The sequence below is a fragment of the uncultured Megasphaera sp. genome (assembly GCF_958350005.1).
Taxonomy (GTDB): Bacteria; Bacillota; Negativicutes; order Veillonellales; family Megasphaeraceae; genus Megasphaera.
Genome location: NZ_CATWFF010000048.1, coordinates 1 through 12,729, shown reverse-complemented (window position 1 = coordinate 12,729; position 12,729 = coordinate 1). Strand labels below are relative to the sequence as shown.

16 protein-coding genes are annotated in these 12,729 nt (G+C 51.3%); all 16 read left to right on the top strand.

The genetic code is table 11. The annotated features are described in order from the left end of the window. The first annotated feature begins 103 nt into the window (after positions 1-103). The gene (locus Q3886_RS04390; protein WP_301859952.1) at positions 104-427 is read left to right on the top strand and encodes a YjcQ family protein; all 324 of its coding nucleotides are present in this window, start codon (positions 104-106) and stop codon (positions 425-427) included. A gap of 67 nt (positions 428-494) precedes the next feature. Further along, entirely contained in the window at positions 495-881 is a 387-nt protein-coding gene (locus Q3886_RS04385; RefSeq protein WP_301859951.1) for a hypothetical protein, read from the top strand. After that, positions 878-1,246 (top strand): hypothetical protein, encoded by a 369-nt coding sequence (locus tag Q3886_RS04380; protein WP_301859950.1) that lies wholly within the window; start codon positions 878-880, stop codon positions 1,244-1,246. The genes Q3886_RS04385 and Q3886_RS04380 overlap by 4 nt, the downstream gene beginning before the upstream one ends. Next, a complete protein-coding gene (locus Q3886_RS04375; RefSeq protein WP_301859949.1) occupies positions 1,246-1,623 on the top strand; it encodes an HK97 gp10 family phage protein in 378 nt (125 codons plus the stop codon). The genes Q3886_RS04380 and Q3886_RS04375 overlap by 1 nt, the downstream gene beginning before the upstream one ends. Continuing rightward, the gene (locus Q3886_RS04370) at positions 1,616-2,059 is read left to right on the top strand and encodes a DUF6838 family protein (RefSeq protein ID WP_301859948.1); all 444 of its coding nucleotides are present in this window, start codon (positions 1,616-1,618) and stop codon (positions 2,057-2,059) included. Before Q3886_RS04375 ends, Q3886_RS04370 begins: the two co-directional genes overlap by 8 nt. 4 nt (positions 2,060-2,063) lie before the next feature. Beyond that, a complete protein-coding gene (locus Q3886_RS04365) occupies positions 2,064-3,242 on the top strand; it encodes a phage tail sheath subtilisin-like domain-containing protein (protein WP_301859947.1) in 1,179 nt (392 codons plus the stop codon). Between the two features lie 15 nt (positions 3,243-3,257). Then, positions 3,258-3,713, top strand: coding sequence for a phage tail tube protein (locus Q3886_RS04360; RefSeq protein WP_301859946.1), 456 nt, complete (start codon positions 3,258-3,260; stop codon positions 3,711-3,713). Between the two features lie 11 nt (positions 3,714-3,724). Further along, a complete protein-coding gene (locus Q3886_RS04355; protein ID WP_301859945.1) occupies positions 3,725-4,087 on the top strand; it encodes a hypothetical protein in 363 nt (120 codons plus the stop codon). Positions 4,088-4,259: 172 nt separating this feature from the next. Continuing rightward, on the top strand, positions 4,260-7,124 hold the full coding sequence (locus Q3886_RS04350; protein WP_301859944.1) for a phage tail tape measure protein: 2,865 nt from the start codon (positions 4,260-4,262) through the stop codon (positions 7,122-7,124). Continuing rightward, positions 7,124-7,834: a hypothetical protein gene (locus Q3886_RS04345; RefSeq protein ID WP_301859943.1), complete on the top strand. Its 711-nt coding sequence runs from the start codon at positions 7,124-7,126 to the stop codon at positions 7,832-7,834. The genes Q3886_RS04350 and Q3886_RS04345 overlap by 1 nt, the downstream gene beginning before the upstream one ends. Beyond that, positions 7,831-9,318: a hypothetical protein gene (locus Q3886_RS04340; RefSeq protein ID WP_301859942.1), complete on the top strand. Its 1,488-nt coding sequence runs from the start codon at positions 7,831-7,833 to the stop codon at positions 9,316-9,318. The genes Q3886_RS04345 and Q3886_RS04340 overlap by 4 nt, the downstream gene beginning before the upstream one ends. 11 nt (positions 9,319-9,329) lie before the next feature. Next, complete coding sequence (locus Q3886_RS04335; protein WP_301859941.1) at positions 9,330-9,731, top strand: DUF2577 family protein; 402 nt, start codon at positions 9,330-9,332, stop codon at positions 9,729-9,731. Further along, complete coding sequence (locus tag Q3886_RS04330) at positions 9,728-10,168, top strand: DUF2634 domain-containing protein (protein ID WP_301859940.1); 441 nt, start codon at positions 9,728-9,730, stop codon at positions 10,166-10,168. The genes Q3886_RS04335 and Q3886_RS04330 overlap by 4 nt, the downstream gene beginning before the upstream one ends. Next, the gene (locus Q3886_RS04325; protein ID WP_301859939.1) at positions 10,161-11,198 is read left to right on the top strand and encodes a baseplate J/gp47 family protein; all 1,038 of its coding nucleotides are present in this window, start codon (positions 10,161-10,163) and stop codon (positions 11,196-11,198) included. The genes Q3886_RS04330 and Q3886_RS04325 overlap by 8 nt, the downstream gene beginning before the upstream one ends. Beyond that, positions 11,188-11,841 carry a putative phage tail protein gene (locus Q3886_RS04320; protein ID WP_301859938.1) on the top strand — a complete coding sequence of 218 codons (654 nt, stop codon included), beginning with the start codon at positions 11,188-11,190 and terminating at the stop codon, positions 11,839-11,841. The genes Q3886_RS04325 and Q3886_RS04320 overlap by 11 nt, the downstream gene beginning before the upstream one ends. 12 nt (positions 11,842-11,853) lie before the next feature. Next, positions 11,854-12,729, top strand: an 876-nt coding sequence (locus Q3886_RS04315) for a phage tail protein (RefSeq protein ID WP_301859937.1), incomplete at its 3' end; no start/stop codon positions are given.

Sequence of the window (12,729 nt, the reverse complement as noted above, 5' to 3'; positions counted from 1 at the left end):
AGGACATATTGAGTTTACTAAGAATAAAAATTTTCGCGAACGGTGCATGGAATGTCCTCATCACCCCAATTGATGTATTTATTAAATAGGAGTGAGCGTATTCATGGCTAATTTCAAGCTGATTTACCAGATTCTTTCCCTTTTGGATAAGTATCTGGATTATGAAGAGCCAGACTGGTCCAAACTGTCTGCTGAAAATTTTCACGTTACGGAGAAGCGGTTTGTTCACATTATGATTATGCTGTATGATGCGGGATATATTGATGGAATTGAGCCGATTCCTTTAAGCGGAGATACTTGGGATATTAAACTTTTGAGCCCAACCATTACCTTGAAAGGCATGGAGTATCTGGAAAATAATGATATGATGCATAAAGCGTATCGCATACTGAAAGGCATGAAAGATATTACGCCCGGTATGCATTAAGAAACGGTTATATTGGCACTCGCGATATAGTGGGTGCTTTTTTCATGCCTGAAAGGAGGGGAGACAAATGCTGTATCTATCTGCTGACGAGGCCGAGAAAGACATTGTGAATAAAGCCCGCATGCTTGTCGATTCATGCGACACGCAGCTGCAGATGCTGCTTCCTATGTATGCGCAGCAGTTTGTGTGTAATGTCCTGGATTACTGCCATCGTGAGGATTTTCCGGCAGCCCTGACCTTTACAGCAGCTCAGATGATTGCCAAATGGTGCCGCAATACATCGAGTGGCAGTGCCGGCGATGTTGCCGCCCCACTTAAAAGCATCAAGCAGAACGACACGGAGTTCCAGTTTGCTGTATCCGAAGTATCGGCAGTAGGAACCGCAACGCAGGCAGATTTTGACAGCATCAAGCCGCAGCTCCATATCTATCGTAAAGTGAGGTGGCCTGAATGAACCTGCCATATAGCCAATGCCGGGCAGCCCTGATGCAGTACATGTATCACGACCGGGTCACTGTATCCCGGCAAGTGCGGACCCAGGACGAGGAAGGCGCCGATAGCTTTGCCATGACTGCCGTGTATACGGACGTGCCCTGCAAGCTGAGCCAGTACGGCAAAGAGCTGCAGAGCGAGAAGCGCAACCGGGAATACTGGCTGCGGACGGACCTGCGTATCTGCCTGGAACCGTCGTATGATATCCGGCCAGACGATGTGCTGACTATTACCCATGAAGGCCAGTCTTTTGTGCTGTATGCGGCGCAGGCGTTCCAGTATCCGACGCATCAGGAAATCAGCGTACGAAGGGAGAGTGAGGCCTGATGGGACTTACCTTTGATGGATTTGACGATTTTGGCGACCATCTGGACCGTATTGTCAAAGAAGGACCGGCAAAACGAAATCAGTTTGTCGCCCAGGAAGCGGAGGTTATCCTGGGAAAGGCAAAAGACAATACGCCTGTAGATACAGGTCATTTAAGAGATGACGGTTGGAAACGTACCCGCGCTTCACAGGGTTCTATTACGGTTTACAATAATGTCGAATATGCCGCTCACGTCGAATACGGCCACCGTGTCAGGAATCACAGAGGGCGGTTTGTACCCGGCAAAAAAATGTTACATCGTGCAATGCAACAGTCTAGTAAAACCTTCCGGGACGACGCGAAACAAATTATGGAGAATATATTTGGCGATGATTAGATTACGAAGTATCAAAAAGGCCATCACGGCCTTACTCAAGAAAAACTGCCCAGATTATGCGGTGCATTTCGACCATGTAGAAAAACGAGATGCGCCGTATTTTTATGTGGAAATGCAGCCTATCACTCATACGTTTGATGACATATACAGCGAGCGAACCATACAGATCGATATTACCTTCGTGCCGGACGAAGATGAGTACGGCCGTGTGGACCGGGCCGTTTTGTATGACATCGCCGATACGGTAGATGTGCTCATCCGGCCTGTATTCTACGTGGAAGACCGGGCCATTACGGTACTCGATGCAGAAACAACTATCCATGATGATGTGCTGCACTATATTTTTAACCTGGAATTTGCTGACTACCGTGAAGCTGCACGGCTGACAGATGAGCTCATGGAAGAGCTGCAGGTTACGATTACGAAAGGAAGGTAAAACCATGCCAAACGAACAGGAAGTATTTGGCCGCCCGTCGGTCATTATTGATTTTAAAACGAAGGCTATCAGTGCCATTGCCCGTTCCGCCCGCGGGATCGTCGTGATGATACTGAAGAATGAAACGACCGACACGTCGTCGTATTACAAGATTAACGATGTGACCGATATCCCCGATACGGGCTTATCGGCCAGCAATGTAGACCTGATTAAAAAGTGCCTTCTCGGCACGCCGCTGCGCATCCTGGTATACACATTGCCAAACAGCGACGTCGAAAATGCCCAGCTGACCCAGGCCGATATCCTGAAGAAAATTGCCGATGTGAAGTGGAATTACATCTGCGCACCTACGGGGACAGCGCAGGACATGGAAGACCTGGCGTCGTGGATCAAGGCGCAGCGCAATAACAAGCGCAAAACATTTAAGGCTGTCGTTGCCGATCAGCCGGCAGATGATAAAGGCGTCATCAATTTTACGACTGGAGCTATTCAGGTAGCCAATCCGGACTATGATGCCAGCGCCGCAGCAGGGAATGCTGTCGTTGGACAAGCACAGGCTGCAGCAGAACCGTACATTACCTATACGGCGACGCAGTATACGGCACGTATTGCCGGCATCCTGGCTGGCCTTGCACTGGACCGCAGTGCCACGTATTACACGCTGGACGAAGTCGTAAGCTGTGCGGCTTACGAAGACATTGACAGCAATATCAATAACGGCGAATTGGTACTGTTTGACGAAAAAGACGATAACGGCGTCAAAATTGCCCGGGCCATCAACAGCCTGACCACGTTTACGACGGACGTAGGCCAGGATTTCCGCTTCATCAAGATTGTCGAAGCCATTGACATGATTCAGGACGATATCCGTGATACGTTCAAGACATCGTATGTAGGCAAGTATATTAACGATTACAACCACAAAATGAACTTTATCGCCGCCATTGGCGTATATTTCAATGGGCTCAAGGGCAACGTCCTCGATAACAGCGATACGGCACAGAATTACGTCGATATTGATGAAGAAGCGCAGCGGGATTATGTCGTCCTGCATGGGGATGATCCCGGCACGATGACCAAGCAGGCCATCCGGGAATACAATACGGGAACCTACGTATATCTGACAGGCCGTATTACGCCGGTCAATGCCATGGAAGATTTGAAGATTACCTTTATGATGTAGTAAGGAGGAATACATATGGCCAGAGAAGCTGAATCGGTAACATATCGCGGCAGACGCCGCTGGAATGGATCTCACGGTAAAGTATGGTGGGACAATGAAGTGCTGTTTGAAATTTCCAAGTTTGAAGCCAAAGTGACAGCAGACCGGGAAGACGTCCTCATTGGCAACAGCAAGGATAGCAAGATCGTATCCCTGACAGGTACGGGGACAATTACCATCAAATCGGTCATTAACCGCAATATTAACAAGTACCTGGAAGAATACAAATCCGGCCGTGATCCGCGAGCTACGTTGGTTGGCCTGATTGAAGATCCGGATGCGGCAGATGGACAGAAAGAACGCTGCTCCATTGATAACGTATGGTTTAATGAACTGACGCTCATGACCTTTGAAAAAGGGACAGTCGTAGAAAAGGAATTTCCCTTTGGCTTTACGCCGGAAGATGCACAGTTCATTGAAACGGTGGAATAGGAGATGATAATATGGCAGTTAGTATACAGGAATTACTGAAGCAGAAAGATGCGATTTTAGCCAAGAAAGAGGAACAATTTGACATTCAGACCAGCATTGGAACGGTAACGGTCAAAAAAGCGTCCCGGTCTATGGCGTCGGAAATTTTTGACATGAGTGACGGTGCCGATGAGTACGCTATTTTAAATCTTGTCGTTGCCCCCAATCTGAAAGACGCCAAATTGCAGGAAGCCTATGGCTGCGTGGAACCGACGGATATTATCGGAAAGCTATTTGACCCAGGCGAAGCGCCTGCATTAGCTCGAAAGATTCTGGAATGCGCCGGGTATGGTAAGACGCTGGCAGCGAAAGTACATGAAGACGTAAAAAACTAATTACTGAGGACTGGGAAGCGGCAACAGCCGCTTTTTTGGTCCTCAAGGGACATACGTTGGCCTATTTCTTTTCGTTATCACCAACAGAAAAATTGTTTTGCCATGCAGCTATGGAGATGGCTCAGAAACGAGAGGCTGAGCTGGCCGTGATTGCGGGGGGAGGGAAACCGAAATGAGTGAGTACGTATTAAGCGCAACATTAGAATTAAAAGACAACTTCACAGCACAGGTCAAAAAAGCGCAGTCCGGCTTTTCCTCCTTCTCGAAATCCCTGCAGGATGTGTCTCCGGCCGTTGATAAAGCGGCAGCGGAGATGCAGCGTGCCGGTGTGGCAGCAGTTGGTTTATCTCAGAAGGCCGCCAAGGCCAAGACATCTCTGTCCGGCATCCGCGGTGTTTATGCCGCCACAATACGGGCAAAAGATGAAGCGTCTCAGACGATTTCCAGGGTAAAGTCCGGGCTCAGGCAGTTCCAGGGGAAAACGTATACGGCTGTTGTCAATGTACGTCAAAATCTGTCTGGTGGCAATGGACCGCTGAATCAGATGAAAAATGGCCTGTCCAACATGGCCAGCGGTGCGCTCATGGGCACGTCCGTGCAGATGGCCGGGGCGGCTGGCATGGGCTTTGGTGTTTATGATGCCGTGAAAGGCTATATGGACTTTGAAAAGGAAATGTCGGCAGTACGAGCTATTTCCGGCGCCAGTGCAGCTGATTTTCAGCGACTGACAGAAAAAGCCATTCAAATGGGTGCAGAAACGAAATTCTCTGCGCTGGAATCGGCACAGGCATTAGAATACATGGGCATGGCCGGCTGGAAAACGGACGAAATGATGGCAGGGCTTCCGGGTGTCATGAATCTGGCAGCCGCGTCTGGGGAAGACCTGGCCAGCGTGTCGGATATCGTGACCGACGCCTTATCCGCATTTCGGCTACAGGCATCAGATGCGGCCATGTTTTCTGATGTGTTGGCAGCGGCCGCCACGAATTCTAATACCAGCGTCGGCAAGATGGGGTATACCTTTAAGTATGTAGCGCCACTGGCTGGAGCCATGGGCTACAGCATACAGGATATGGCCATTGCCATCGGTACTATGGCCAATGCCGGTATTAAATCAGAAACGGCCGGCACCAGTCTGCGGTCCCTCTTGACCAGATTGGCTGACCCGCCAAAAGAAGCGGCTGATGCGATGAATCAGCTGGGCATATCCATTACAGATGCATCCGGGAATATGAAACCATTCCGGCAAATCCTGCGCGACTTACGGGCCGGATTCCGGGACCTGACGCCGGCACAGAAGGCCTCTGTCGCTTCGGCATTAGCCGGGCAGGATGCCATGGGCGGATTACTGGCTATCGTTAATGAATCGGACGATAAGTTTAATTCTCTGGCCGACGCTATTGATCATTCCAACGGTGCAGCTGAGAAAATGGCCAAAACCAGGCTGGATAATCTGGCCGGTGATTTGGAATACTTATCCGGTGACTGGGATACTTTCACCATGCGGCTGATGCAGGGAAATGCAGCATCTGGTCTGCGCAGCTTTGTGCAGGAAGCTGATAGGGTACTGACTGTATTTAGTAACAGCGTGCAGCAAAACGGCCTGGGAGTGCAGGCCATTCTGAAAGGTCTGGGTACGGCCTTTAAAGACCTGAAAGACAAAGCCCTGGCCATGGATGGCGTCGGTTCTGTTCTGGCCGGCGGTGCCTTGGTGGCAGGGCTTGTAAAGATTGCCAGCCTTGCCAAACGAGCGAAAGATTATCTGACGGGGCTTGCAACATCCCGGCCGGCATCTCTTCCTGGCGGCGGTTCCATGCCGTCTGATATGGTCATCAATGCCAGAACGGTCATTGTCAATGGCAGTACAGCGCCGGGGTCGGGAACGCCGTCGCCGGGCGGCGGGCCATCACAGCAGCCGAAACCTGCGCCGGGCGGCAGCCGTCTGAGCCGATTGACGCGGCTGGCCAGTCGCTGGGGCCTGGGCCTGACACTGGCTAATGGAATGCTCGATATGGCCATGGCGCCAGAAGGACAACGCGGTCAGGCTGCTGGCGGAGCCATTGGCAGTACGGCTGGCTGGATTGCCGGCACGAAAGCGGGAGTTGCAGCCGGCGCTGGTATCGGCGCCATGTTCGGCGGCGTAGGAGCGGCCCCAGGGGCTGCAATTGGCGGCGCCATTGGCGGCATTGCCGGGTCATTTGGCGGCGGGGCTCTTGGTCAGGCTATTGGCGGCATGGACTGGGATGGCATTACTCAGCAATTCGCCGCCAAAAATCAGGAATGGGTTGCCACGTATACCCAGTCCTGTGAGCAGCTGAAAGCAACTGGGCAGGATTGGGAACAAAGCATCCATCAGACGCTGGACAACTTTGCAAGTTACATGCAGGCCAAGACCGGCGAAGCCCAGTCTTTTGCCTCTGGCTGCTGGGACTTGATTGCCCAGACGGCAGCAGAGAAGAATCAGGCCTGGTCTGCCTCCTTTTCTCAGGCGAAAGACAGCGCATGTAATGCCCTGAGCGAGCTGGGAGAATGGGCATCCAGCACATGGAGAAGGATTATAGACGGCGCCAATTCGGCGCAGGGCGGCATCGAAAGCGCCTGGAGCGGCATTACAGGATGGTTTGATGCCAATGTATGGGGACCGCTGAAAGCTAGCGCGGCCAGTGCCTGGGAGGATATTTCCAGCAAGGCTTCCAGTATTTCGCTTCCTTCATTGCCATCTTTTAATTTTGACATAGGCAGCCTGATTCCAGGTCATGCGACGGGGGCTGTCAATTTTGCCGGCGGCTGGACTGAGGTCAATGAACGGGGCGGCGAATTGATTCGCCTGCCTGGCAACAGCTGGATTTATCCCCATGCGACGACGGAACGGATGCTGCAGAAGCAGTTTTCCCAGGCTGGCGGCACCGTCATGCCGTCGGTGCAGGTGTCGGGCAACACCTTCGTTGTCCGGGAAGAAGCGGATATCGACAAGATTGCCTATACCCTAGCCCGGCTCATCCAGCAGAGCCAGCTGAATTATGGAGGTGCATACTGATGGGATTAGGTACATTGGGCAATGCCCTGGACATTTTGTCGTCTGTCTTTGCCATGGGCGGCGGCACCCTGCATCGGCAGGTCATTTTGCAGGGCCAGCTGGATTCACTGGTGCTGCCTGTGACGCCGAGAGAATATACGGTCACATCGGGACAGAAAAACAAGGTCGTCGATATTACGCAGCTAGGCGAAGCCCTGGTATTTGGCATGCCCAAACTGCGGACGCTGTCCTTTTCCTGCTTCCTGCCGGCGTTGCAGCATGATTATCCCTTTATTGTAGGCGACAGCAAAGCCCCGTCGGAATGTATTGAGCTCATCAATAAATGGAAAGAAGCGCGGCTGCCCGTGCGGGTCATTATTACGGATACGCCGGTCAATCTTATGTTTGGTATCATGTCCTTTGACTACAAAGAGCAGGACGGCAGCCGGGATATCTACTATACGCTGTCGCTTACGGAATACAAGAATCTGAATACGCCTATGGCCAATAATGACAAACAGGTCGATGATACAACCGGCCTGAAAGCACGGCCTACTGACGTGACGCAGCCGACGACGGCGACAATCTGGCAGCAAGGCGCCGATATCTGCGATGCCGCCAAGAAAGCCTATGGCGATTACAACCACTGGAGGCGCATCGTTCAGAGCAACGATTTGAAGGATCTGGCTATCAATAATGCCAGTAAGCTGCGAAAGCTGGTGGTCAAGTGATTATCAAGCATTACGGCACGGTAACGGAAACCATTACAGATGCCAAGGGTAATACAACGACGAAAGAGACGAAGCAAATCAACGATTTATCTCATATCGTCACGGGACGCATTACCTGGGAAGGCTCGCGCCTGCAAGTGGCGCGCCGACTGGAATTTTCGTATATTCTGGAGCCGCGGGACCCCAATCTGACGCCCTACGTTATCAGTCCCGGCGAAACGGTCTACGGATACGATGAAGATGGTACGCTTCAGTTTGAAGGGAACGTGTACTGCATTGAACGAAATACGCAGGAATCGACGGTTACGGTTACCTGCTATGACCATCTCTTCGTGCTGTGCCGGTCCAAGATGACGCGGAAATTTACGGATATGCTGGCTGAAGATGTAGCAAAGGCCGTCTGTGCAGAACTGGGTGTCAAGGTAGGAAATCTGGCAGCCACAGGAAAGAAGGTATCCTTCATTGCCCAGGAGAAGACGGGATACCAGATTATTATGATTGCCTATACAGAAGCGGCCAAACAGCTCAACGCAGCCAAAAAGAAAGACGAGCCTGATGTATTATTTCACCCCGTCATGAACGGGGCGTCCCTGGATATCATTAAAAAGGGCGAACTCATTCCTGATTTTTCTGCTGACCAGTATATCAACGTGGAAAACAGTCAGTACCGCGAATCCATTGAAGGGCTTATTGACCGCGTCATGGTGACGGATGAACAAGGGAATATGACGGGATACCAGACGAAGGACGATTGGATCCAAAAGTATTCCATGTTTCAGGACGTATACAAAACGAATCCCAATGAAAATGCGCAGGAGCAAATCGAGAAGCTGTTCCATGGCCCCGATCGGTCCGGCGTACTGGATCTGCTGGGCGATTATCGTGTTAAATCGTCCTATTCCATTCAGATTCAGGACATCATTACGGAATTGTCTGGCAAGTTCTGGGTAAAGTCTGATGCCCATACTTTTGAAAACGGCATTCATGAAATGCGACTGGAGATCGAGTTTGAAAATATCATGAACAAAGAAGCTTTGCCGGAAGAACCCAAGGCCAACAGCGGCCACGGCGGCGGTATTGGCAGCGGTAACATGAATGTGCAGGAAGGTATCAACGAAGGCTATGCGGCCTGGCAGGGAACGACCATGCCTCACGGCAGCAATGGCTGCGTGGAAGCATCTACTCGTATCGGCAGTTATTACAGCCCGTATCTTAAATCCCAGTATGATGCCGGCGTTGCCGATGTGCCCAGCCTGGTAGCGAATGCCGGCAGCGGCAATGTCATTGCTTTTGACGAAGGGAACCTGGCCGTTGGTGACTGTGTGGTCTATGGCGATAATGACCACGTCGTCATTTATAACGGCAATGGCCAATATGTCGGCAACAACTCCAGCGCCAATGGCGGCAGGGGTGCCGTAGGAACTGGCGGCATATACAATATTGGCCAGACCCCGACAAAGATTATCAAGACATCTCGGATATAAGGAGGGGAACGATGGCAGATAAAAATATACCTACAGCGGCCCAGTCTATGACAGCCGTGGTCAATGTCATGCATGGCATTGCTCAGGAGAATCTTCCGCGAGCTACGATGATCGGCATTGTACTGGTACCGCCGCCGGCTATACAGGTAAAACTGAATACCATTATTCTTACTTCCCGGGAATGCTATATATCCAGCTATCTGCTGAGCGGCTATACGCGGCATGTCGTCGGGGAGACGCAGAATCGAGGCGGCGGGTCCGGTGATGCCGCCTATGAAAGCCATAATCATCCTATCGACAATGACCTTACCTGGACGGATACGTTGGTACCAGGCGATCTGGTCAGCGTAGAACCCGTCTATGGCCAGGATGAACAGCTCTATATTATCAAGGACAAGGTGGTGAAACTATGAGTGCAGAATATCCCTTCACAGGAACCGTACCAGGCATGCTCGCAAATGATGCGGAAGCAGAACTGCCGCTGTTCCGAGAATGGGCCTGGGATTTTACGCATAACTGCTTCCTCTATGACGGCGGCGGCAGGCGCCTGATGGTTACAGAAAATGAAGCGCTCAAGGTATGGATTTACAAAGCTCTGCGGACAGAACGGTTTCGTTACCTTGCCTACAGTTGGCAGTATGGGCTGGAACTGGAGCCGTTTATCGGCAAGGTCATGAGCGTGCAGCAGCGATACAGCGAGCTGAAGCGCGTCATCATTGAATGCCTCATGGTCAATCCCTATATCCGGTCTATCGACAGCATTACCATGGACGCCAATGAACGAGAACGAAAAGTAGATGTGGCCGTGGTACTGACGACAGTGTACGGGGAGGTGAATATCCATGTATGAGGCCAGAGAACAGGAAGCTATTTTGCAGGACCTGCAGGAGAACACAGGCGGCGATGCAGCTAAATTTGAAGGTACCTTTGAATATGACGTGCTGGCGTCGAATGCCATCGAGTTTTCCAAGCAGGAAGTAGAACGGGAGCAGATGTACAAAGCTGGCTTTGCGGCAACGAGCTTCGGCGAATATCTGACCATGCGGGCTGAAGAACATGGCGTGATTCGTAAGATTGCCGTAAAAGCGCTGGGAACCGTTACGGTTACCGGAACAGGAATCATCCCTGCAGGCAGTATTTTCTCGACCGTGTCCGGCATTACGTTTCACACGTTAAAAGAAGCTGCCGTTGTACAGTCTGGCAAAATCGATGTGGAGGCCGATACTGCCGGCGTAAATGGCAACGTAGCAGCAGGGCTGATTACGGTTATCCCCATGTCGATTCCCGGTATTACAGCCGTTACGAATGAACAGGCGACCTATGACGGGTTTGATGAAGAGAGCGACGAAGAGCTGTATAACCGGCTGATTTTTAAAGTCCGTATGCCGGCTACGTCAGGCAATGAAAACAATTACATTGAATGGGGCACGTCTATCCAGGGTGTAGGCCGTATTGCCGTCAAGAAGCTATGGAACGGCAATGGCACGGTGAAGGTCATCGTTACCGACGCCAACGGCCAGCCGGCATCTGAGCATTTGCTGGAAGAAGTACGGACCTATATTGAAACGCAGCATCCCATCGGTGCAACGGTCACAGTCGTCGCTCCGGAGGTATTGGCATTGTCTGTTGCCCTTACACCGACAAAAGGAGCTGGAGATTCGACTGCTATTCAGAAAGCAATCAACGATTTCTTTACATCGACAGAGTTTGACGGCACGAAAATTTCCTATGCAAAAATTGGCGAAGTTATCCTGACAAACAGCGCAGCAACAAGGGTGGAAGATTACGATAATTTGACGATTAATGGTGCCAAAGACAATATTGCCGTAACGAATGAGCAGATTCCCTCAGTGACGGAGGTGACGCTGCATGGCGGCTGATTTTCAGTTTTTGCGGACGACGCCGGTCCATCTGGCCCGGTATTTGCCGCGGTTTTTATATGAGGACCCATCGTTTTCCGCTGTACAGGCGGCCCTGGAAAGGGAGCACGAAACGCAGCGAAACCAGCAAAACGATACGGCCCGGCAGTTCTTTGTGGCTATGGCTACATGGGGACTGGCTGACTGGGAATCCTTTGTGGGCCTGCCGACGAATTCAAATCTGGATTATGCTACCCGGCGCGGAGCGATTCTGGCCAGGCTGAATGGGTCTGATACGGTAACACTGGCATTTCTGACTCGGCTGGTTAATCTCTATATTGCAGGAAAAGCAGGGAGTGTCACAGACCATCCGGAACAGTATGCCATTGACATCTTAATCCCTGATGGGACCGTAACCAGCTTTACCAACCTGGAAGCAGCCTTACAACTGTACGTGCCGGCACATATTGCCTGGAAATACGTCGGCTATGCCCAGGCTGACGGGGATTGGTACGTCGGTGCCGCTCTTACCAGCTACTTTTACATGAATATTGAGCCGGATACGTCCTATGATATTGGGGACATAACTAGCGAAGAGTATCACAGCATCGGCGTAGTCGCAGAGGCAGATATTCTGACAATTCCGGCAGATTATACATTATAGGAGGAATGAAACATGGCGAATGATGCAGTACAAAGCACAGGACAGTTTGCAAAGATTGTTGTCACGAATATAGGTAAGGAAATGATTGCCAAAAGCCAGAACGGGCAGACGCTGACATTTACCCGCGTAGCATTAGGGGACGGCCAGCTGGCGGCTAATGAAGATATACTGGCGCTGACTGCCATAAAGAATGAGCGGCTCAGCGCACCAATTGCCCAGTTTGAAGACAAGGGAAACGGCATGTTTGCCGTGCAGTTCCGTGTATCCAATCAGTCCGTAGAAACAGGATTCTGGCATCGCGAAATTGGTCTGATGGCGAAAATAGACAACGGGGAAGAGCAGCTGTACGCCTATACGACAGCCGGGAATAAAGCCAGCTTCCTGTACGATAAGACAACGCCTATTGAAGAACGAATCGTCAATTTGAATTTTGTCATCGGCAACGCGCAGAACGTGGAAGTCATCGTCAACAACAGCATTATCTATCCGACAGTAGAACAGATGGAAACGGCCATTGCAGCGCATAATGACAGCACCGCTTCCCATAAGGACTTTGTCGGCGCCACCACCACGGCCAACGGCACGCGCGGTATGGTACCGGCCCCGGGAAAGGGAGCAAATGACCGCTTTTTATGTGCTGACGGCTCATTTAAGAAGGCCGCCATGACCACCCTTGAAATCGTCAATATCATGTATCCTGTTGGTATGATTGTGGAATTTGCCGCAAACGTCGACCCCAATACCGTATGGGCCGGTACCACGTGGGAGCAGATGGACGCAGGCCGCGTATTAATCAGTGCCGGTACGTATACAGAAGGCGACCAAACGTATACATATGCACTAGGTGACAAAGGCGGCGAAGCGAAGCACCAACTCACTGTCGAGGAA

Bases quoted from the DNA above. Each gene is read 5' to 3' on its own strand.
- Q3886_RS04385 (WP_301859951.1), top strand. From the start codon at position 495: ATGCTGTATCTATCTGCTGACGAGGCCGAGAAAGACATTGTGAATAAA.
- Q3886_RS04325 (WP_301859939.1), top strand. From the start codon at position 10,161: ATGTATGAGGCCAGAGAACAGGAAGCTATTTTGCAGGACCTGCAGGAG.
- Q3886_RS04350 (WP_301859944.1), top strand. From the start codon at position 4,260: ATGAGTGAGTACGTATTAAGCGCAACATTAGAATTAAAAGACAACTTC.
- Q3886_RS04380 (WP_301859950.1), top strand. From the start codon at position 878: ATGAACCTGCCATATAGCCAATGCCGGGCAGCCCTGATGCAGTACATG.
- Q3886_RS04355 (WP_301859945.1), top strand. From the start codon at position 3,725: ATGGCAGTTAGTATACAGGAATTACTGAAGCAGAAAGATGCGATTTTA.
- Q3886_RS04365 (WP_301859947.1), top strand. From the start codon at position 2,064: ATGCCAAACGAACAGGAAGTATTTGGCCGCCCGTCGGTCATTATTGAT.
- Q3886_RS04370 (WP_301859948.1), top strand. From the start codon at position 1,616: ATGATTAGATTACGAAGTATCAAAAAGGCCATCACGGCCTTACTCAAG.
- Q3886_RS04330 (WP_301859940.1), top strand. From the start codon at position 9,728: ATGAGTGCAGAATATCCCTTCACAGGAACCGTACCAGGCATGCTCGCA.
- Q3886_RS04375 (WP_301859949.1), top strand. From the start codon at position 1,246: ATGGGACTTACCTTTGATGGATTTGACGATTTTGGCGACCATCTGGAC.
- Q3886_RS04360 (WP_301859946.1), top strand. From the start codon at position 3,258: ATGGCCAGAGAAGCTGAATCGGTAACATATCGCGGCAGACGCCGCTGG.
- Q3886_RS04345 (WP_301859943.1), top strand. From the start codon at position 7,124: ATGGGATTAGGTACATTGGGCAATGCCCTGGACATTTTGTCGTCTGTC.
- Q3886_RS04320 (WP_301859938.1), top strand. From the start codon at position 11,188: ATGGCGGCTGATTTTCAGTTTTTGCGGACGACGCCGGTCCATCTGGCC.
- Q3886_RS04390 (WP_301859952.1), top strand. From the start codon at position 104: ATGGCTAATTTCAAGCTGATTTACCAGATTCTTTCCCTTTTGGATAAG.
- Q3886_RS04335 (WP_301859941.1), top strand. From the start codon at position 9,330: ATGGCAGATAAAAATATACCTACAGCGGCCCAGTCTATGACAGCCGTG.